Annotated in this window: 18 protein-coding genes and 2 pseudogenes; 11 read left to right on the top strand and 9 right to left on the bottom strand. The window is 58.8% G+C overall.

From position 1 onward, the window contains the following. Nucleotides 1-62: 62 nt before the first annotated feature. From ocd to P0D96_RS26025, 3 genes and pseudogenes are all read left to right on the top strand, one after another. Nucleotides 63-1,138 (top strand): annotated as a pseudogene (gene ocd, locus P0D96_RS26035) (ornithine cyclodeaminase). Between the two features lie 40 nt (nucleotides 1,139-1,178). Further along, a complete protein-coding gene (locus P0D96_RS26030) occupies nucleotides 1,179-2,312 on the top strand; it encodes a branched-chain amino acid ABC transporter substrate-binding protein (RefSeq protein ID WP_408316173.1) in 1,134 nt (377 codons plus the stop codon). A 5-nt stretch (nucleotides 2,313-2,317) separates the two neighbouring features. Next, the gene (locus P0D96_RS26025; RefSeq protein WP_408316171.1) at nucleotides 2,318-2,746 is read left to right on the top strand and encodes a ketopantoate reductase C-terminal domain-containing protein; all 429 of its coding nucleotides are present in this window, start codon (nucleotides 2,318-2,320) and stop codon (nucleotides 2,744-2,746) included. 131 nt (nucleotides 2,747-2,877) lie between these two features. On the opposite strand, the gene P0D96_RS26020 is transcribed toward P0D96_RS26025, so the two are convergent. Further along, a complete protein-coding gene (locus P0D96_RS26020) occupies nucleotides 2,878-3,681 on the bottom strand; it encodes an IclR family transcriptional regulator (RefSeq protein ID WP_408316169.1) in 804 nt (267 codons plus the stop codon). Between the two features lie 143 nt (nucleotides 3,682-3,824). Between P0D96_RS26020 and P0D96_RS26015 the strand changes: the two genes are divergently transcribed. From P0D96_RS26015 to P0D96_RS26000, 4 genes are read left to right on the top strand one after another with little or no spacing between them, the layout of a single operon-like run. Beyond that, on the top strand, nucleotides 3,825-4,922 hold the full coding sequence (locus P0D96_RS26015) for a CobW family GTP-binding protein (RefSeq protein WP_408316167.1): 1,098 nt from the start codon (nucleotides 3,825-3,827) through the stop codon (nucleotides 4,920-4,922). A 25-nt stretch (nucleotides 4,923-4,947) separates the two neighbouring features. Continuing rightward, on the top strand, nucleotides 4,948-6,318 hold the full coding sequence (locus P0D96_RS26010; protein WP_408178665.1) for a dihydroorotase: 1,371 nt from the start codon (nucleotides 4,948-4,950) through the stop codon (nucleotides 6,316-6,318). 39 nt (nucleotides 6,319-6,357) lie between these two features. Then, nucleotides 6,358-7,704: an MFS transporter gene (locus P0D96_RS26005; RefSeq protein WP_408316164.1), complete on the top strand. Its 1,347-nt coding sequence runs from the start codon at nucleotides 6,358-6,360 to the stop codon at nucleotides 7,702-7,704. Between the two features lie 45 nt (nucleotides 7,705-7,749). Then, on the top strand, nucleotides 7,750-8,439 hold the full coding sequence (locus P0D96_RS26000) for an isochorismatase family protein (protein ID WP_408316162.1): 690 nt from the start codon (nucleotides 7,750-7,752) through the stop codon (nucleotides 8,437-8,439). 30 nt (nucleotides 8,440-8,469) lie between these two features. Here the strand turns inward: P0D96_RS26000 and P0D96_RS25995 are convergent, their stop codons facing one another. Continuing rightward, nucleotides 8,470-8,682, bottom strand: a complete 213-nt coding sequence (locus P0D96_RS25995; RefSeq protein WP_459252079.1) for a hypothetical protein — start codon at nucleotides 8,680-8,682, stop codon at nucleotides 8,470-8,472. Between the two features lie 50 nt (nucleotides 8,683-8,732). On the opposite strand from P0D96_RS25995, the gene P0D96_RS25990 reads away from it, so the two are divergent. After that, complete coding sequence (locus P0D96_RS25990) at nucleotides 8,733-9,479, top strand: hypothetical protein (RefSeq protein ID WP_408178668.1); 747 nt, start codon at nucleotides 8,733-8,735, stop codon at nucleotides 9,477-9,479. Between the two features lie 247 nt (nucleotides 9,480-9,726). On the opposite strand, the gene P0D96_RS25985 is transcribed toward P0D96_RS25990, so the two are convergent. The 3 genes from P0D96_RS25985 to P0D96_RS25975 all read right to left on the bottom strand — a co-directional run bounded on the left by P0D96_RS25985 (nucleotide 9,727) and on the right by P0D96_RS25975 (nucleotide 10,414). Then, nucleotides 9,727-9,936 (bottom strand): hypothetical protein, encoded by a 210-nt coding sequence (locus tag P0D96_RS25985; protein ID WP_408316160.1) that lies wholly within the window; start codon nucleotides 9,934-9,936, stop codon nucleotides 9,727-9,729. A gap of 34 nt (nucleotides 9,937-9,970) precedes the next feature. Further along, nucleotides 9,971-10,135 (bottom strand): hypothetical protein, encoded by a 165-nt coding sequence (locus P0D96_RS25980; protein ID WP_165923964.1) that lies wholly within the window; start codon nucleotides 10,133-10,135, stop codon nucleotides 9,971-9,973. Between the two features lie 99 nt (nucleotides 10,136-10,234). Continuing rightward, nucleotides 10,235-10,414 (bottom strand): hypothetical protein, encoded by a 180-nt coding sequence (locus P0D96_RS25975; RefSeq protein ID WP_408178670.1) that lies wholly within the window; start codon nucleotides 10,412-10,414, stop codon nucleotides 10,235-10,237. A 481-nt stretch (nucleotides 10,415-10,895) separates the two neighbouring features. Between P0D96_RS25975 and P0D96_RS25970 the strand changes: the two genes are divergently transcribed. Next, a complete protein-coding gene (locus tag P0D96_RS25970; protein ID WP_408316158.1) occupies nucleotides 10,896-11,969 on the top strand; it encodes a type II asparaginase in 1,074 nt (357 codons plus the stop codon). A gap of 291 nt (nucleotides 11,970-12,260) precedes the next feature. Further along, nucleotides 12,261-12,445: pseudogene (locus P0D96_RS25965) on the top strand (transposase); the annotation flags it as partial. Nucleotides 12,446-12,940: 495 nt separating this feature from the next. On the opposite strand, the gene P0D96_RS25960 reads toward P0D96_RS25965, so the two are convergent. The 4 genes from P0D96_RS25960 to P0D96_RS25945 all read right to left on the bottom strand — a co-directional run bounded on the left by P0D96_RS25960 (nucleotide 12,941) and on the right by P0D96_RS25945 (nucleotide 18,375). Beyond that, the gene (locus P0D96_RS25960; RefSeq protein ID WP_408316156.1) at nucleotides 12,941-14,386 is read right to left on the bottom strand and encodes a DEAD/DEAH box helicase; all 1,446 of its coding nucleotides are present in this window, start codon (nucleotides 14,384-14,386) and stop codon (nucleotides 12,941-12,943) included. 408 nt (nucleotides 14,387-14,794) lie between these two features. After that, entirely contained in the window at nucleotides 14,795-15,379 is a 585-nt protein-coding gene (locus tag P0D96_RS25955) for a DUF308 domain-containing protein (RefSeq protein WP_342960633.1), read from the bottom strand. Nucleotides 15,380-15,895: 516 nt separating this feature from the next. Next, nucleotides 15,896-16,990, bottom strand: coding sequence for a BMP family ABC transporter substrate-binding protein (locus tag P0D96_RS25950; protein ID WP_408178673.1), 1,095 nt, complete (start codon nucleotides 16,988-16,990; stop codon nucleotides 15,896-15,898). A 287-nt stretch (nucleotides 16,991-17,277) separates the two neighbouring features. Then, nucleotides 17,278-18,375 (bottom strand): porin, encoded by a 1,098-nt coding sequence (locus P0D96_RS25945; RefSeq protein ID WP_408178674.1) that lies wholly within the window; start codon nucleotides 18,373-18,375, stop codon nucleotides 17,278-17,280. Between the two features lie 128 nt (nucleotides 18,376-18,503). On the opposite strand from P0D96_RS25945, the gene P0D96_RS25940 reads away from it, so the two are divergent. After that, a complete protein-coding gene (locus tag P0D96_RS25940) occupies nucleotides 18,504-18,647 on the top strand; it encodes a hypothetical protein (RefSeq protein ID WP_408178675.1) in 144 nt (47 codons plus the stop codon). Nucleotides 18,648-18,679 lie beyond the last annotated feature (32 nt).

The raw sequence follows: 18,679 nt of genomic DNA, 5'->3' as shown, positions 1-18,679 counted from the left end.
GTTGTTTTACCGATTCGTCGCTTTGCGATCTGACCGTCGCCCGCACACAAGGAGCTAAAAGCATGACGCGATACATAGATGTAAAGGATGTTTCAAAGCTGGTCGCCGAGGTCGGCATGACACGAGTTTTGACGACCATGGCGTCTTACATCGAACAGGACTATCGCCGTTGGGATACGTCGAAAAGACTGCCCGGCTGGCAAGCCATTCGACTGATGGCGTGATTGAACTGATGCCGACGTCGGATAACCGGCTGTATTCGTTCAAGTACGTCAATGGGCATCCTAAGAATACACAGTCTGATCTGCTCACGGTCATGGCATTCGGCGTGCTGGCGGATGTGGACACGGGCTATCCGTTGCTCCTGAGCGAGATGACGTTGACGACGGCGATTCGGACGGCCGCGACTTCAGTGCTATTTGCACGCTACCTTGCACGACCGGACTCGCGCACGATGGCCATGATCGGCAACGGAGCCCAAAGCGAATTTCAGGCCATTGCGTTTCACGAGATGCTGGGCATCGACGAGATCAGAGTCTTCGACGTCGACGAGACCGCGACGGAAAAGCTCGTGCACAACCTCGCGCCGTACAGGACGCTTCGAGTGATCCGGAGCGACTCCGCGGCGGACGCGGTCCGCGGCGCGGACATCGTGACCACGGTTACCGCGGACAAGACAAACGCGACGATTCTGACGCCGGAGATGATCGAAGACGGCATGCATATCAACGCCGTCGGCGGCGATTGTCCCGGCAAGACGGAATTGCATGCCGATGTTCTCCGGCGCGCACGTGTCGTTGTCGAGTACGAGCCGCAGACGCGCATCGAAGGCGATATTCAGCAGCTCACGCCGGACTTTCCTGTTGTCGAGTTCCACCGGATCGTGTCCGGCGCGGAAAAAGGCCGCGAATCCGCCTCGCAGGTCACCGTGTTCGACTCGGTCGGTTTCGCGCTGGAAGACTTCTCCGCGCTGCGCTACCTCAATGCCGCGTCACGCGAACGGAACATCGGCATCGAACTCGATCTTATTCCCACGCCGCCTGACCCGAAGAATCTCTATGGCGTGGCGATCGGTAGCACCTCGTGTGAACCGTTGAAGCGCGTCGATACCGCGCTGGCTGACGCGATTCGTCATTGATTGAACAGGCGCCTTTGGCGCCGCACGAAGAGGAGGGGACATGACTCAGCATTACAAGGAAATCGCGGTCGCGGCTGCCGCAATCGCTTGCTCGTTCGCTGCTCACGCCGAGGAGGTGGTGCGAATCGGTCACGTCGCGCCGCTCACAGGGGCCATCGCGCACCTGGGTAAGGACAGCGAAAACGGCGCGCGGCTCGCGGTCGAAGAAATCAACTCACAGGGCCTCGTGATTGGAGGAAAGCGAATCACATTGCAGCTCGATGCACAAGACGATGCGGGCGATCCGCGTACTGCCACCCAGGTTGCGCAGAAACTCGTCGACGATAAGGTAGTCGGCGTCGTTGGTCACCTGAATTCCGGCACCTCGATTCCCGCGTCGCGGATTTACAAGGATGGCGGCATCGTCGAGATCTCGCAGGCAGCGACGAATCCGACCTATACGCAGCAGGGCTTCAACACGACGTACCGGGTTGTCGCCACCGACGCGCAACAAGGCCCCGCGCTGGCCATCTACGCTGGCAAGAGCCTCGGTGTGAGAACCATTGCGATCGTGGACGATTCGACAGCCTACGGACAAGGTCTTGCCAATGAGTTCGAGAAAGCGGCTAAAGCCGCCGGCCTGAAGGTCGTGTCACGCGACGCCACGAACGACAAGGCGATCGATTTTCGCGCAATCGCCACGAAGATCAAGGGCGAAAATCCGGACGCGATCCTGTACGGCGGAATGGACGCAACCGGCGGGCCGTTCGCGAAGCAGGCGCGACAGTTGGGTGTGAGGGCAAAGATTCTGGGCGGCGATGGCGTTTGTTCTTCAGACCTCCCCAAGCTGGCGGGCGCGGCAGCGGATAACGTGGTTTGCTCGGAGGCCGGCATGGCCTTGGAAAAGATGCCTGGCGGTGCGGCGTTTGCACGGAAGTACGAGGCGCGTTTCCATCAGCCGTTACAGGTTTATGCGCCCTTTGCTTACGACGCGGTGTACATCATCGTCGACGCGATGAAGCGGGCAAACTCGATCGACGCGGCAAAGGTAGTGGCCGCCATGCCGTCCGCCGACTACAAGGGTGTGATCGGCGAGACGAGCTTCACGGCACAGGGCGATCTCAGGCACGGTGCGATCTCGGTGTTCTCGTATAAGGACGGCAAGAAAATCCTGCTCGATGTCGTTCGGATGTGAAGCGATTGTCGGAGGCGATGATCGCGGCGGGTTTCGATTCGCCCGTGGTGGACAACATTCGCAGCTGGCCGTGGATCAAGATGATAAGCAGCATGTGCTGGAATGCGGTTGCGGTTTTAACGTTGGCGACACGGGGCGAAATCAGCGACAGTCCCGAATTGCTGCGACTCCTCCGGCGCATGATGTCCGAGGCCGATGCCGTCGCGACAGCATTAGGCGGCGCACCACCCATCGCGAGCTCTGAGCGCATGGCGGCGGCACGCGCAGCGCCGCATCACAAGATGTCGATGCTTCAGGATCTGGAGCGTGGACGACCGCTCGAGTACGAGGTGATCGTCGATTCGATCCAGGCGATGCGCGATGTTGCCGGGCTTGAAACGCCCACTATCGATGGCGTGCTGGCGCTATTGAAGTTACGCGCGCAACGAACATGAATGGACATGGCATGTCTGATTAGAAGTAGAGAGCGCGCAAAAGTTGGCGAGGCTCGCACGACTTCCGCGTCGCCCGCCTAAGTCGTCCGGCCAGTCATGTGCCTGAACAGCTGGCGGAACGTGCTGAGCGTTTAGGCAGGCGTGCCGCCGACATCGAGGGCATAGACGTCGCCGTGAAGATGTCGCGATAGTTCGGATGCAGCATGGTGCAGCAGACTGAGTTGTTTCACCGCAGGCGGCTCAGTGATGCTCTCGACGGAGCCGATGATTGCGATCACGCCGGCGAGCGTCGCGCCGTCGCGGAAGACCGGCACGGCCAGTGTATTGATACCTGGCATCATTTCTCCGGCGCAAACATCGAACCGCGTTGAGCGAATGCGTGCAAGGCGCTTCTCGAGTCGCGTCAGCGCCGCTTTGGAAAAGCTCAAGTCTTCCTTCAGTAAATCCCCGACCAGCGCCTGACGCTCAGTCTCAGTGGCAAATGCCATTGTGACGCGGCCAAGCGCTGAGCAATGCGGTGGCGGCCGGTTCCCCGGTTTGACGCTCACGCAGATGCGCGCATAGATGTTGTCGACCGAGTCGATCACCATCGGCAGGCCATTGGTAGGTACGGCCAACACGACCGTTTCATGCAACGCGTCGCGCAGGTCGAGCAGATAGGGTTGAGCAAGGCGGCGTAGATCAAACTGGTTTCCAGCCGCTTCGCCCAGCTGAAAAATTCTCCATCCCAATCGGTACCGATCGTTGGAGGCGTCCTGCTCAATCATGCCGACTTCCTTCAGCGTCACGAGATGTCGATGCACGCGCGGTTTCGTTTCTGAAAGCAAGTCCGCCAGTTCAGTCACGCCCATAGCGCGTTGAGCCAGCGCCATTGCTTCCATGATGCGCACCGATACCTTGACCGCATCCACCGAATTCAGCTTCTTCTCCGTCATACGTCCTTCTCTTTTTCACGCGTGAAACGAGAGATTAGCAGGCCGCGACGCCCATCAAGCGACTTCGCTGCGGCCAGTTGCAAACAAAAAAATTAGCGTGTTATGCTGATCGTAACGATGTATCGCTAAACGTAACGATTTAAATGATCATGGAAAAACTCCACGATGTAGCCGGGGAAGTGTCTCAGCACGGCGCGCCGATTCCTTGCGACGTGCTGACCGGCTACCTCGGCAGCGGCAAAACAACCTTCCTGAATCGTTTCCTGAAGAGCTCCGAGGCTCTGGGGACGGCCGTCGTGGTCAACGAGGTGGGTGAAATCGGTATCGATCAGGTGATCCTCGGTGAGGTGTCGGACAACGTGTTGCTGCTTGACTCGGGGTGCCTGTGCTGCTCATTGAACGGCGCGCTGCGCGAGACCTTGCTCAATATTGCCGCACAGGCAAAGCGGATCGGTATGCCACTGCGCAAGGTGGTTGTTGAAACGACAGGACTCGCCGAGCCATTGCCCGTCCTGCATTCGCTGATCGGTGATAGGGCGCTCGCGGGCTACATTGCACTCGGACGCGTGATCACCACGGTCGACGCCCGATTGGCCGCAGAGCAGATCAGGATGCAGCGCGAGACCGCTCGGCAAATCGCGGTGGCGGACGTGCTGGTGATAACCAAGACGGATCTGGTGGACGCGGCGCAAGTGTCCGCTGTGGGCACCATGACGATCGCGATGAATCCGCGAGCAAGCCGGATCGATGCGGCAGCCGATAACGCGCTTCACGCCGCCTTCTGCGAGGCGACGCCCGACAGAGTGCCGATTGCGCCGCTGGAAGCGCTGGCCCATCAGCATGAGCACGGGCACCACGATCACGCCCGTGGCGTGCATGAGACGTCAGTAGGCGCAGAGAGCTTCTGGATCGATGGAGACACCTCGTGGCCCGGCATCGCGGCGTGGTGGCAACTGGTCGTCGAAAGATACGGCGCACGGTTGCTGCGCTGCAAGGGATTATTTCGCCTGAAAGAGACTCAGGCGGCCGTGCTGATTCAGGGTGTCGGCACGCACTTCTATCCGCCGGAGACGCTTTTGCGCTGGCCCATCGGTGATAACCGTGCGCGATTGACGGTTATCGGCGAGGCGCTCGAACGCGACTGGCTGGCGTCGAGCTTGCGTGCTTTGCGGATAGATGAGGCGGGATTGCTGCCCCGCAATCTGGACGAACTCGACCGTATATTGCCCGGACAACATTGATCACAGTATTTGCGGAGTCTTCAAGATGAGTAAGGAATTCGTCGTACGCCATGCGCAGATCGTCGAGGCGGGAAAGGACCCGGCACCGCTCGACCTGCTGATCCGGGACGGCAAGATTGCCGGCCGGTTCTTGCCGGGAACACCGGTGGATGCGTCGATATCTGTCATAGAGGCACAGGGCCTGCATATCTTCCCGGGCCTGATCGACGCACATGTCCATTTCGGATTCGGCGAGAAGATCACCGAGTATTCGACGGAGACCGCGTATGCCGCACAAGGCGGCTTTACGTCGATTCTCGGCTACTTCCTCAACAACGAAGCGTACGGCGCAGTTTTCGAGCGCGAACAGGAATACGCACGGGCTCGCGCACATATTGACTACGGATTTCACTTCAGTGTCGCGAACGAAGAACACGTGCGCGACATGGCGGCCTACGTGCGCGACTACGGCGTGACGTCGTTCAAGTACTTCATGAACTTCAAGGGCGAGGAAGGACGCTATCTCGGTCTCGACGGAACGGACGACGGGTATCTGTTCAATTTGCTCAGGACGGCGGGCTGTATGGACGGGGTAAAGGTCGTGTGCCATACCGAGAACATCGAGATCGTCAACCGTCTGCGTACGGCGATGAAGGATCTCGACGCACCGACGCTCAAGGATTGGGCGTCCGTCAAGCCACCTTTCACCGAGGCCGAGAGTTGTATCCGTGCGATGTATTTTGCCGAGCATTTCGGCGCGCACATCTATATCCCGCATCTGAGCACGCGTATGGCGCTTGATGAAGTACGTCGTTGGCGTGAGCGCTATCCACATGTATATGTCGAGACGTGCCCGCACTATCTGACGCACGATGAAGATTCGCAACTGGGCTCATTGGGTCGCGCGAACCCGCCGTTTCGCAGCAAGGACGACGTGGCGGCGATGTGGGAAGGCCTGCAGGATGGCAGCATAAACGTAGTCGCCTCCGACCATGTGCCGCGCAAGAAAGCCACCAAGGAGCGTCCTTTCTGGCTTGCCTCGCAAGGGTTCCCCGGCACGGCGACAATCTTGCCGGTGCTGCTCAGCGAGGGTTACCACAAGGGCCGGCTGAGTTTGTCACGAATAGCCGAGGTACTGACTGAAGCTCCGTCGCAAATCTTCGGCATGGCGTCGGCGAAAGGCTCACTGTCGGTGGGCGCCGACGCTGATTTGACGTTTGTCGATCTCAACCTCAGTCGGGTAGTGCGTGCAGAAGAGCTCGGTTCGTACTCGGACTACAGCCTCTATGACGGCTGGTCGCTGAAAGGCTGGCCCGTGCGCACGATTGTGCGTGGAGAGACGATCATGCTGGACGGCGAGATCGTTGGAAAGCCCGGGTATGGGCGCTACCTGTCGCGTCCGTTGACGTCGCGTTAAGCAAGTTCATCGTAACGAACGCTTGCAAGGAAAAGAATCATGGAAACACAAGCAAGTCTTGGCACTCAAAGCCTGCCCGCGCTGGACATCGATCGCACGTCCGAATTGGATGCGCCTTTTCCAGCGCGAATTTCCCCGCGTATTGTTGTCGCGGGCGCGGTGGGCTCGATCGTGGAGTACTTCGACTTTGGCGTGTACGGCTACGTCGCAGTGATCCTCGCTACCCAGTTCTTCTCTTCCGGCAATCCAACCTCCGCAATCTTGAACACGCTGGCAGCTTTCGCGATTGCGTTTGTGCTGAGACCGGTTGGCGGATTGGTATTCAGTCATTTTGGTGATCGCTTCGGCAGAAAGAACGCACTCGCCGCGACCGTGTTGTTGATGTCTGTGGCAAGTGGACTGATTGGTTTTCTTCCCACCTATGCGGCGATTGGCGTAGGCGCAAGTGCCCTGTTAGTTCTTGCGCGATGCATGCAGGGCATTGCTGCGGGCGGCGAGTTGGGCGGCGCAATCGCGTTTGTCGCGGAGCATTCACCTGCACACCGGCGGGGACTTCTGTGTTCTACGACTCAGACCGGCGCGCTTGCGGGCATTCTGCTGGCCTCGATTGTCGTTGCCACATTGAACCAGACTCTTTCGAAAGCTGATATGACCACATGGGGATGGCGGGTCCCTTTCCTGGTGGCGATCCCGATTGGTGTGATCGGACTTTGGATTCGTTCCCGACTCACAGAGGCCAAATCGTTTCAGGTGCTGTCTGAGAGCGACAGGACCGAATCCGCGCCGGTTATCGAACTGCTCCGGTCTTATAGTGGGCCCCTTGCCAAAAGCATAGGGCTATCGATCCTGCTGTTCTCGCTTTACTACATCGCGTACGTGTACGTGAACATCCACTTGCAGCGCGTGGTCGGAGTGAGTTCGAAGCTTGCTTTCTGGTCTACGACGCTGACGCTGGCCGTCTCTGTCGTTTGCATGCCACTGTTTGGTGCGCTGTCAGACAGGGTAGGGCGCAGGCCAGTCTTCGTCGTGTCGAGCCTGGCCGCACTGGTGCTCGCGGTACCGTGCTTCAACTTGATGAATGCTGGCGGCTTGACTGCCGTTGGCATGCAGATTGTACTGGGTCTGATTGAATCGGCCCTGATGGGCGTCGCGTTTTCAACGATGGCCGAGCTGTTTCCGACCCGCGTCCGCTATACCGGCGTTGCGTTGGGATTCAACATCGGCGGCGTCGTCGCGGGCGGAACTGCGCCGCTTATTTGCACGTGGCTCGTATCTGTGACGGGTTCGTCGATCGCCCCAGCCTATTTTCTTATCGGCACGGCCGTTGTGACGCTTTTTTCAGCCTTCACGCTTAAAGAAACCGCGGGATCGGCGCTTAAGCCGTGACGTGCTGGCCCTACTTGAACCATGGAGAATACGGAGAGCATTTGCATGAAACCTTGGGAAAACATCATCTTGGATGACGAGCAGCGAAAATACCGTGCTGCCGGTTTCGGGCGTCCGTCCGGCCTGGGCAAGCGTCCCGCCTTGCTGATCATTGACGTACAGTACCGAACTGTCGGCACCAAACGTCAGCCCTTCTGGGAATCGATCAAGGAATTCCCGACGAGTTGCGGGGACGTGGGTTGGGCCGCGGTGGACCACATTGCAGAGTTGCTCGAAGTGTTCCGGGCGAAAAACTGGCCCGTACTGTACCCGCATGTCGCGCCCAAAAAGTCCACAGAGGGCGGACGACTGGCAGAAAAAATCCCGTCAATAATGAACATTCCCGCTCGGGGCTACGATTTCGTCGAAGAGGTTGCGCCGCGCGACGGCGACGTTCTGCTGCCAAAAAAACATCCGAGCGCGTTTTTTGGGACCGCGCTCGCCAGCCATCTGATCGACGCGCAGGCTGATACTTTGATTGTGACGGGCTGCACCACGAGTGGATGCGTGCGCGGAAGCGTTGTCGACGCGTTTTCGCTGAACTTTCGAGTGTTCGTCCCGCAAGACTGCGTGTATGACCGTAGCCTGACTTCACATGCGGTGAACCTGTTCGACATGTCCGAAAAATATGCTGACGTGGGCACAACGTCCGATCTGCTGACCCGCCTCGCTCACATTGCGCCGCGGGATTATTGAGGTCGGTCGCCAATGGCGGAGGCCAACCGGTTAAGCAGCGGGTTGATTTTTGAATAACGGCTGCGTGAAGGCGGCAGGAGACAGGTAGCCCAGACGAGCCTGTTCGCGGGCGTCCTGGCGCGTGGCGAGGTCGGTCTTGGGCGAGCCCCAGAAGCTTTCCATCGGCGCGTGGTCGTAAAGGAGAGCGTGCAAAAAGTTGGGGAGGCTCCCGCGGAGGAGCGTTTTTGCTTCCGACAGCGGCATCGGTTTCGTCTGGAGTAGGCTGATCGGTCTCGCAACGGTGGGAGCAAGCCATGCGGTTGATCATCGAAGCAAGGTTGGCCGACGGAGACAATGATACGGTCGAGGAAGGTGACGGAGTTCTGGCTGTGATTGCGCACAGGGAGGTTACCTCGGCTGCAGCGCGACTCGATCAGTTCCTCAGCTGGAACGGTGTGGCGAGCGATGAACGCGTGACCGTGATCAGCGACGACGCTGGTGAATTTGCAAAGACGGTCGAGGGCAGTCAACCGGCTCGGGGCCGGATCTTCGACTGGTTCCACATTGCGATGAAGTTCCAGGCGACGCAGCGTTCCGTGTTCGGCAGCAAGATGATCGACTCGATGGACCAGGAGTCAGTGGAGACCGAAATCACGCACGCGAAGTGGTTGGTCTGGCATGGCAAGGGCAGCAAGGCGGTCGAGCGGATCAAGGCGCTCGACAGTCGGTTGCTGGCGAGAGAAGGATACGAATTCAAAACGCTGTGGTGGAATCTGAATACCGTCTCCAGTTACCTGAGGAACAACACGCGCACGTTGGTCAACTACAGCGCGCGGCATCGTCAGGCCTTGCCGATCAGCAGCAGCATCGCCGAGTCTGCGGTGAACCAGGTTGTCAGCTACCGTATGGCCACGAAGCGACAGATGCGCTGGACTGACAAAGGAGCGCATTGCATGGCGCAGGTCAGAGTCACGGTTTTGAACGGGGAATTCTCTTCACATCGCATCTCGGGGTTCAAGATAGCCGCCTCGCGACACGGTGAATGCACCGCGGTACCATGACCAGGCCGGGACCGAGCAACGAACAGAACAGACCCTGTAACCCTGCCATCAGCCAGTGCGGTCAGACGAAATCGACCTCCTCAACTTTTGATCGGTCTCGAAATAGTGACACTTTTGCATCCGTCTACGTCAGACAGATCGAGATGAACGCCGACAGTCTGCTGCTCGAGATGGGTTAAGCCAACTTCAAAGATCGATACAGTTCAACGCTGCGATCGCGCAAAACCGTTGCCCCCTGGTAAATCGCTCAATGAATCGAGTCCCGGGTGTTGAAGAGACTATGAGAGTCCATCCAATCGTACGATTCGTTGCTGTGCGCCCACGCCCAGTTCCTTGCTGCGTCACTTTTTTTGGCGACCGCCTGTGCGACCTCTTCGGAGGGCGAACCTCCATCGTAATGGTCGTTCGTGCGCTCAGCGCGGCCGATGTTTCTGGATTTCGATGAGTCGTAGTTCATTGCGATTCCTGTTTGAGGTTGCTGTCAACGCGTATCAATCCTGCTCCGCCAGCTCATCGTGCATGGACGCGGCGAGAAGCTCGGCGAAGCGCTCGAGCGCCGCGACTGAGCCGTGCACTGTGCGGTACTCCTGACGTCCAATCTTCGCGTCAAGCACCACTGTCATGCCCGATTTCCGAGCCAGGTCAAGGATGTCCATCTGATGCTCCACATCGTTGAATCATGCGATTCTGTTACCACTCTGATGCGCGCGAGCCGTTTGCTCACACAATCCATTTTAAGCACTATGCACTGGACATCAACGCAGCCACGGTGAATTCACAGTTTTCAAAACGACAACAATAGAGACGGCGACCAGATACTGCTGTTGGTGGAAGCCGTTGAAATCCTTGGGATGTTCTCTGCCAGGGCCACGTAACACGTCGCTGTCCAATCCACGGAAACTGTCGCCGTACGAAGCCGCTGCCAGTGGCGTCACGTCCAATTCATACCACGATCAAACTCCAACGCCATCGTGCGCGTACTCTCAAGAGACACAAAGTTGTTCTTGGCGAAGCGCCAGCAGGAGCGCGAACGCGGCGACCGCCGTCGAAGACGGAGTCAGTAGCGGGTTCTGGTTTTCGGCGCTGGAAGGCTGCGGTTCATATCGAGTTTGTCCTCTACGCACGTCTCTTCAAAAAGATTTGCGCAACCGAAATTCCCCGAGGAAAAGCCCACTGTCAGCTTATCCATAGCGCAGTATCAAGTTTTTTAATAATCAGGAAACCCCGATTGGCTTTGTTCTGTTGGTCACTAAACTCTTGCCATTGGACCGATAACTAATCGAGTTCCGGTGTCCCCAGAGGTGGTAATGCCGGCAGTCCCAAGGTCCGATTATCCTCTCCCGCGTCATCCGCGGAGGCGCAGGCAACATTTACACTTTGAATCTGGAGTTCATGGTGCGAGACATAAGTGCTCAGATGAGCAAGTACAGGAATCTTTTCTGTTCGGCCTTGGTATTTGGCTTTATTTCGTCAGGAACGGCGATAGCGCAAGTTCAAAATCAAACACAGACGACGCTGCCCCATGTCGCCGTGCTGGCGACGGGTGGCACTATCGCTGGAACCGGCGCGAGCGAAACGCAAACCACCGGCTACAAGTCCGGCGTCCTCACTGCGGACGTTCTATTGAAGTCCGTTCCGTCGCTTGGAAAGGTGGCGCGGGTGTCTGGCGAGCAGGTGTCGAACGTCGGCAGCGAGAACATCACTAATGAAATTTTGCTGAAGCTGGCCAAGCGGGTAAATACACTTCTTGCTCAACCTGACATCGCTGGCGTGGTCATCACGCATGGAACAGATACGCTCGAAGAAACGGCCTACTTCCTCAACCTGGTGGTGAAAAGTGACAAGCCGGTGGTCCTCACTGGCTCGATGCGCCCGTCGACAGCAATTAGCGCCGACGGTCCCAGCAATATCCTTCAAGCCGTAACAGTTGCCGCCTCCCCAACTGCGAGAGGACGTGGCGTACTAATTGTCCTCAACGACCGCATCGGCTCGGCTCGATATACGACGAAGACGAACGCGAACACGCTCGACACGTTCAAGAGTTCGGACGATGGATTTATCGGCACGTTGATTGACCAGGTGCCGCACTTCGAAACAGCTGTAGCCAAGCTGCAAACAACGCAGACTCCGTTCGACGTATCGAAGTTGGATTCTCTGCCGGAAGTCGACATCGTCTATGGGCACCAGAACGACGGGGGGTACATGTATGACGCTGCGGTGGCTCACGGCGCTCGCGGCATCGTCGTGGCGGGCGTCGGCGCGGGTAGCGAGTCTCTTCTCACGCTGCCGTCTATCAAGAAGGCTGTAGATAAAGGAGTCGTCGTGGTCCGCTCGTCGCGAACCGGCAGTGGCTATGTCCCCGAAGACTCGGCTTATATCGGTCTTCTCGGCGACAACCTCAACCCGCAAAAAGCTCGCGTTCTCCTGATGCTCGCGCTGACGGTGACGAACGACCCTGCTCGCGTGCAGGAGATGTTCCAACAGTTCTAAACGTGCGACCAGCGCGGCGACGTTGACGCCAGTCATCGCCGCGCGCTTCGTCTATTAAGCGTAGCCTCCAAGGCCCTCAAACAGATGTCCAACTGCGGCCGCTTTTCCCAACGTGATATGTAGAGATTTCGGCGCGGAGCAAGCGCAGTCGCTGTTGCCCGCGACTTGAAAGCAGTTGCTACGAGCTTGAGCTCGAAACGTGTTCAGAGTGCGTCGTGGCAAAGCGCCATCATCCTCTGGACCATTGTGCTCGACCCGTTGAGTTCCATCTCGCTGGTGAAGAGAGCGTTCATCCGCCGCCGAACGGTCGAGCATCCATTTGGCACGATCAAGTCGTGGATGGGAGCCACCCATTTCCTGACCAGAACACTCAACCGTGTGGCCACGGAAATCGCTTGCACGTGCAGGCGTACAACATGAAGCGAACGATCAAGCTACTCGGCGCGGTCGCGCTGATGAAAGCTATTCGGGCCTAAGGGCCAGCAGAAAACTCGACTGCCCTCCTAGACGCGACGTGGCGCTGTTCCCGGCAAACCGGAGCACGCGAAAGGCAGACCGCCATAGCCTTGCGAGAGCTACCAAGCCACGACCCCGCAGGAAACCTCCCGAATCGTTTCTCCTTCGCGTTTTGACACACTCCGGGCCGAATTCGGAAGTACGAGGTCAGCGCTGCAAAGCGCGGCCGCCGACCTGGTCTGGAGTTCCGTACCCGACTCAAGGCGGTAGTTCGCGTTGAGGGAATCAAATGACGGCTTTCGTTTGAGAAGCGGACACATTCACCAGAGACGACCTCGATCGAACGCTCGCTGCGCGCGATTTCAACGTCCGCTCGGCCCCGAAGTTGTTATCGATCCGGGATTCAGTGCGCCGTTACCCGCCGACCTGATGCACGCCGCAGCCGCGCCGCTGCCCGTCAGCGGGCCGCAAACCGCCAGCCTGTTCCAGGGCCTGGCGTTACTCATCCCCATGGATCAGGGTTGGCGTTTGCCGCGGCCACCAGCGGGTTTGCCAGCCGGCTTACGTGAATCCGCAACTGGCTTGCTGGCGGGTTTGCTGCGTGGCTTTTGCACGCTGAATGGGTTGCCGCTGGACAAGTTTGTGCCTTTACCCGAGGCCACAGCGCGCTGCGCCGCAGGCTTGCGTTTGTTTTCGCCACTCTGCGGTCGCGGTTTTTTGCTGGGCACCTGCACGGCACCAGGCGTAGCTTGCGGCACTTTCGGTTTCTTAGGTTTTTTGGGTTTCTTGATGATCTGGCCCGTCGCGCTAGTTTGCGGCACGCGGTGTTCGGCTTCAAAACCCGGCACTTCTTCACGGCGCAGCGTTTGCCGGATCAGCGCTTCAATCGCGGCCAGTTGCGGCGCTTCATCGGCACACACAAGGGACACCGCCGCGCCGCTGGCGCCCGCGCGGCCGGTACGGCCAACACGGTGCACATAGTCTTGCGCCACGATCGGCAGATCAACGTTGATCACCAGCGGCAGGTCGTCGATATCCAGCCCGCGCGCAGCCACATCGGTGGCTACCAGCATATGTACTTCGCCCGTCTTGAAGCGCTCCAGCGCACGGAGGCGCGCGGGCTGCGGTTTGTCGCCGTGGATGGTGTCGACCGCATAGCCCGCTTCATCCAGCATGGCCGCCAGGTAATCCACGCCATTGCGGGTTTTGACGAACACCAGCGCGTGCTCCCAGTTGTTCTCAGCCACAAGGTGCATGAAGAGGTCAGGCTTGTTCTTTTTATCCACCGGCACCACCCACTGCTTGATCTTGCCGGCCGTGGCATTGGGTGGGCTGACGCTGATATTGACCGGGCCGCGCAGAATGCCGGCCGCCATGGCGCGGATATCATCCGTAAACGTGGCAGAGAACAGCAGGGTCTGGCGCTGAGCGGGCAACGCAGCAAAGACGGCGTTGAGTTCGCGCGCAAAGCCCAGATCCAGCATGCGGTCGGCTTCATCCAGCACCAGCGTTTGGACTTGATCAAACTGCACTGCGTTCTGGCGATTGAGATCTAGCAAACGGCCCGGCGTGGCAACGAGCACATCCACGCCTTTGCGCAACTTCATCATCTGCGGGTTGATACTCACACCGCCGTAGGCGGCCAGAAACCGTAAGTCGAGGCCTTTGCCGTAAGCGATAAAGCTTTGCAGCACCTGTTCGGCCAGTTCACGCGTGGGCACCAGCACCAGAGCACGCGCGCGGTTGCTGGACACCGCGGGGCCGTGCTGCACCAGCCGTTGCAACAGCGGCAGCGCAAAACCCGCCGTTTTGCCAGTGCCGGTCTGTGCCGCAGCCATGACGTCCTTGCCACTGAGCACAGCAGGAATCGCCTTGACCTGCACCGGCGTAGGTGTCTGGTAATTGAGGTCCTGCACATTACGCAGCAAGGGATCGATCAGGCCAAGCGAGGCAAAAGACATTGGCGTATTCCGGGCTAAAGCCGCAATTCTAGCGGTTACGGTTACAGCCTGTGCTGAAAGTCTAACGCCTGGGATTTCTGGGTGTTGTCTTTGGCGGGTAGTCTGAAAGTGCAGTGGTTGCACCCGACGAAGTCGACCCGGAGCCGTTACTCCAACACGCGCGGTCGGAACGACCGCTTCAGCGGTACAGCCACCGGTCATCTTGTTAAATTCATAGGGGCGCACCTGTATCGACATCAATCGGATGAGAGCGCAAGCGAGAGGCGGCGACCGAGGGTTGCAGCACCACGCCGCTAACACGTAAGACGTACCATTGCTCAGCAGCCTATTCGACTTATGCCAGCGTTGACCTTGTAGTCGTCGCCAAATCGCAGCACCTGCAAAATACGGCCACGATAATCCGGTCATTTAATGCGTCGATGCAAACTTGCGCCGCAGTTGGCCGGCCGATAGCCACAACGCGGAGACAAGAAAATAGATCGCGCCGACACCTGCGTAGCCAGCCACTTTGACAATCGCCGGAGGCACTGATGCATGGGCCTGCGCGATAAAAAACGCGCCCGCCAGCGCCGATTGGCCCCCGCTCAAAATCATTGCCCATTGCGCACCAAAGCGCTTCCAGCGGCGAACGGCGGTGGCGAGCTGAAGCAATCCGGACAGAATGGCCCAGACTCCGAATACATCAAGGACCAGGCTTGTGTTGACGCTCAATACTACAATCACCGCAATCGCTATCACCGCGCTAGCGAAGACGTTGAAAGCCTGAGTAGGGTTTTCGCGCATCCCACCGCTACGCGACATGTCGACATAGTTAGCCAGCGCATCCCATACGGGATAGACGATGAGCAGTGCTGCTCCGATCGCCGTGGCATGCTGCCCGATGGCGAACGCGAGCGCGACCCACACGACAGAAAATGCGGCACGGATAAAATAATAGTGTTTGAGCCACTGCTCACCCTGAAGGCGGGTGGTATCTGAAAGATGATCAGCCATTGGAACTCCTTCAAAATTTTGTCGACCGCGTCGCCTTGAACGACGCGCCAGGCTCTCGTCGCGATGAGCTGTCGGCAGGATCACACCAGCGTCATCGCGACAAGAATCCTGTGTTGGTAGAGATCATGGCATTCGGCCTTTCTTGATGGCATCGGTCAAACGACCGATAGGCGTGCGCCGAGTTCGGCGTGCTCCATCGGCTCCGAATCGTCGCCAGGCTCGGCGGCCGCGTCGGAGTCCGCAGTCGTTTGCCCTGGTTGTTTGGCCGCCCGAGCCTTCACCGGTCAGTTGAAAGGGGACCTTTATGAGCGTCCCGACCACGCTACTTCCCCTGCGGGCAGAGCAGCGTCATGCAGCGGCTACGCGCCGATCATCCGATGACGCAATGACGGCGCTCATCGACCGGTGCCTATTCGACGATCCGTGCAGTGGTGGCCCCGCGACTGGACATCGCGACGATTCAGACAATCAGCAGGAAGCGCCGGGATGGCCTAAGCAGTCCCGAAACTCCAACGTCTATTTCGGCAGTGAACCGTCGACGCCATCGACGTACCAGTTGATGCGCTGAAGGTCTGTATCACTGAGCGTCTTGCCGGCCGGCACCTTTACTTCGCCCGCCTGATCCTTGAGCGGACCGGTGAACACATCCCACTTGCCGCTCGCGATCTGGTCGCGCTTTGTCGCCACGTCCTTCAGCGCATTGGCCGGAAGCGCCGACGTGTTCAGGTCATCTAGGCTAACCCCTTTCTGCGGAATGCCCCACCACACCGGATCGTTCTTCCACTTGCCGTCCAGCACCTGCTGGATCGCCGCGGTGTAGTACACGCCCCAATGCGCGACCACCGAACCGAGGTGCGCGTCGGGGCCGAATTTCTTCATGTCCGAATCCCAGCCGAACGCATGCACGTGCTTTTCCGAAGCGGTTGCGAGCGTGGCGCTCGAATCGGTGTTTTGCAGCAGCACGTCGGCGCCCTGGCCGATCAGCGTTTCCGCCGCCTGCTTTTCCTTGCCCGGATCGAACCAGCTATTGATCCAGATGACCTTGGTATGGATCTTCGGATTCACCGAGCGCGCGCCGAGCGTGTACGCGTTGATGTTGCGGACCACTTCGGGAATCGGCACCGACGCGACAAAGCCGAGCGTATTGGTCTTCGTCACGTAGCCTGCGGCGACGCCCGCGAGGTACGCTCCCTGATACATCCGCACGGCATAGGTGCCGAAGTTCGGCGCTTTCTTGTAGCCGGTTGCGTGCAGGAACACCGTGTCCGGGAAATCCTTCGCAACCTTCAGTTCGAAATCCTGGAAGCCGAAGGTCGAGCCAATAATGATCTTGTTGCCCTTGTTTGCCAGATCGCGGAACACGCGCTCCGAGTCGGCCGATTCCGGCACGTTCTCCACGCGTGTGATCTTGATCTTGTTGCCGAACTTCGCTTCGACTTCCTTCGAACCTTGGTCATGCCCGTAGGTCCAGCCGGCGTCTCCCGGGTTGCCAAGGTAGACAAATGCGACGCCGGGGGCGTCGGTTGCCGAAGCGCCTGATGCACCAATCGCTGCTGACAGCACAAGTGCTAAACGGGCGACTCGTGGCGCATTCAGCCATGTTATCTTCATCGTGATTCTCCAGTCCTGTACGGTGTTTCCATGTTGTCGTAAAAAATTTGGGGGGAAATCGGTCGGCCACAAGCATCTGAGCTGCCGTCTGCCCGGCGTTGTGCTGCACATCACAGCGATTTGACAGCTGCTCGAGGCGACGGCGCTGGATATGCCCGATCAACCATCCATGTTTGCAAATTTGATTCATCCGGTACCTAGTTCGAAGATGGCCCCTCGCTGTCAGTCGGTACGGACACTCGACGCACGGACTCGAGAAGCCGATTGCAGAAGTCGTTCTGTGAGATTCAGAACTTCGTGCGGATACCTACGCCGTACGTGTCGCCCGAAGTCTGGTTGCTGAGGTGGTCGTACATGTAAGCTGCGTAGACGTCAGTGCGCTTGGATAGCGGATAGTCATAGCCGATTGACGTCGTCTGACGCGTCTGGTCCAGACCGCCGCCGTCGCGCGAGTACGCGAACGACGCCATGATCCAGCCCAGGCCCGCCGGAACCGTGAGGCCGCCCTGTGCGGTGTTCACGTGCCAGCTGCCGGTGTCCTGCGCGTTGTCGGTGTACATGTACTGACCGAAGAACCTGACGTACTTCAGGTCATAGGTCGCACCCAGTTGAGCGACGCTCTGGCTCTTCATGCCCGCGAGCCCGACGCTCTGCGCGAGGCTGGTCAGGTCGCCCGGGGCGCCGTTGAAGTTCACGTACTGATACACGCCGGTTGCCGCGAACGCACCATGGAAGTAGAGGAACTGAGCGCTCCACTTCTTCGCACCGTTCTCATCCGCCGTATTGCCGAGGGCATACACCACGTTGGCGCTCAAGCCATTGAAGTTCGGCGACGAATATTCCACCGCGTTGTTCCAGTCCGAGCCGCCGACCACGCCCATGTCGGTGGTGTACGTCGGAAAGGAGCCGAGGCCGAGGTACGTATGCTTGACCATCGGCGAGAACGTGTACGAGTTGACGAACGGGTTGAACTGGATCGTCGAGACGTATAGCGGTGTCGTCAGACGTCCGGCCGTGACGATGCCGTACGGCGATGCGATACCGACATACGCGTTACGCGAAAAGAACGTGTCGCCCGTGAAGCTGCCGTACGCGCCGTTCTGAGCCCGGAAGAAGCCTTCCAAAGCGAAGATCGCCTTGTAGCCGTTGCCCAGATCCTCCACTCCACCCAAACCCCAGTAAGAGGTGGCCATACCACCGCCCGACACCACCGCTGCACCCTTGCCGTCCGGGAATTTCTGCTCGCCAACCCATTCGTCGACCAAACCATACAGTCGCACGCTTGATTGCGCATGTGCTGAATTTGTGACCAACAACCCGAATATGCTAGCGAGGGCTGTGAATTTGACTGCGGTTTTTAGCGTACGGTGGACGAGAGGCTTCATGGATTCTCCAGTAATTTTGTCGAAAAAAATATAACTGTGGCCGGCAAGGGACTTCGCCTCGCCGCGCTGTTCTTTGAGTAGCTTCCGGGGGTGGGCCGCAGAAGGAGCGCCCATCATCGATCAGTCAATTGAACAAGGACAACGTGCGGTTCGTTGCCGAGGCGGGTGCCGCGACTAAACAACTGCGCGAGCAGCAGGCCTTAGGCGAGCGACAGCAGACGGCGCTTCATCAGCCGTTGGCCGACGAGAGGACGCGCTCGAAGGTCGAGTAGGGCGACATCTCCCGCGCTGGAGCGCGCAGCCG

The organism is Paraburkholderia sp. RL17-347-BIC-D (genome assembly GCF_046027915.1).
Taxonomy (GTDB): domain Bacteria; phylum Pseudomonadota; class Gammaproteobacteria; order Burkholderiales; family Burkholderiaceae; genus Paraburkholderia.
The sequence above is the reverse complement of the archived record's forward strand: the minus strand, read 5'-3'. Positions and strand labels throughout refer to the sequence as shown.

Coding starts and splice junctions, on each gene's coding strand:
- P0D96_RS26030 (WP_408316173.1), top strand. CDS start 1,179: ATGACTCAGCATTACAAGGAAATCGCGGTCGCGGCTGCCGCAATCGCT.
- P0D96_RS26020 (WP_408316169.1), bottom strand. CDS start 3,681: ATGACGGAGAAGAAGCTGAATTCGGTGGATGCGGTCAAGGTATCGGTG.
- P0D96_RS26015 (WP_408316167.1), top strand. CDS start 3,825: ATGATCATGGAAAAACTCCACGATGTAGCCGGGGAAGTGTCTCAGCAC.
- P0D96_RS26010 (WP_408178665.1), top strand. CDS start 4,948: ATGAGTAAGGAATTCGTCGTACGCCATGCGCAGATCGTCGAGGCGGGA.
- P0D96_RS26005 (WP_408316164.1), top strand. CDS start 6,358: ATGGAAACACAAGCAAGTCTTGGCACTCAAAGCCTGCCCGCGCTGGAC.
- P0D96_RS26000 (WP_408316162.1), top strand. CDS start 7,750: ATGAAACCTTGGGAAAACATCATCTTGGATGACGAGCAGCGAAAATAC.
- P0D96_RS25995 (WP_459252079.1), bottom strand. CDS start 8,682: ATGCCGCTGTCGGAAGCAAAAACGCTCCTCCGCGGGAGCCTCCCCAAC.
- P0D96_RS25990 (WP_408178668.1), top strand. CDS start 8,733: ATGCGGTTGATCATCGAAGCAAGGTTGGCCGACGGAGACAATGATACG.
- P0D96_RS25985 (WP_408316160.1), bottom strand. CDS start 9,936: ATGAACTACGACTCATCGAAATCCAGAAACATCGGCCGCGCTGAGCGC.
- P0D96_RS25980 (WP_165923964.1), bottom strand. CDS start 10,135: ATGGACATCCTTGACCTGGCTCGGAAATCGGGCATGACAGTGGTGCTT.
- P0D96_RS25970 (WP_408316158.1), top strand. CDS start 10,896: ATGAGCAAGTACAGGAATCTTTTCTGTTCGGCCTTGGTATTTGGCTTT.
- P0D96_RS25960 (WP_408316156.1), bottom strand. CDS start 14,386: ATGTCTTTTGCCTCGCTTGGCCTGATCGATCCCTTGCTGCGTAATGTG.
- P0D96_RS25955 (WP_342960633.1), bottom strand. CDS start 15,379: ATGGCTGATCATCTTTCAGATACCACCCGCCTTCAGGGTGAGCAGTGG.
- P0D96_RS25950 (WP_408178673.1), bottom strand. CDS start 16,990: ATGAAGATAACATGGCTGAATGCGCCACGAGTCGCCCGTTTAGCACTT.
- P0D96_RS25945 (WP_408178674.1), bottom strand. CDS start 18,375: ATGAAGCCTCTCGTCCACCGTACGCTAAAAACCGCAGTCAAATTCACA.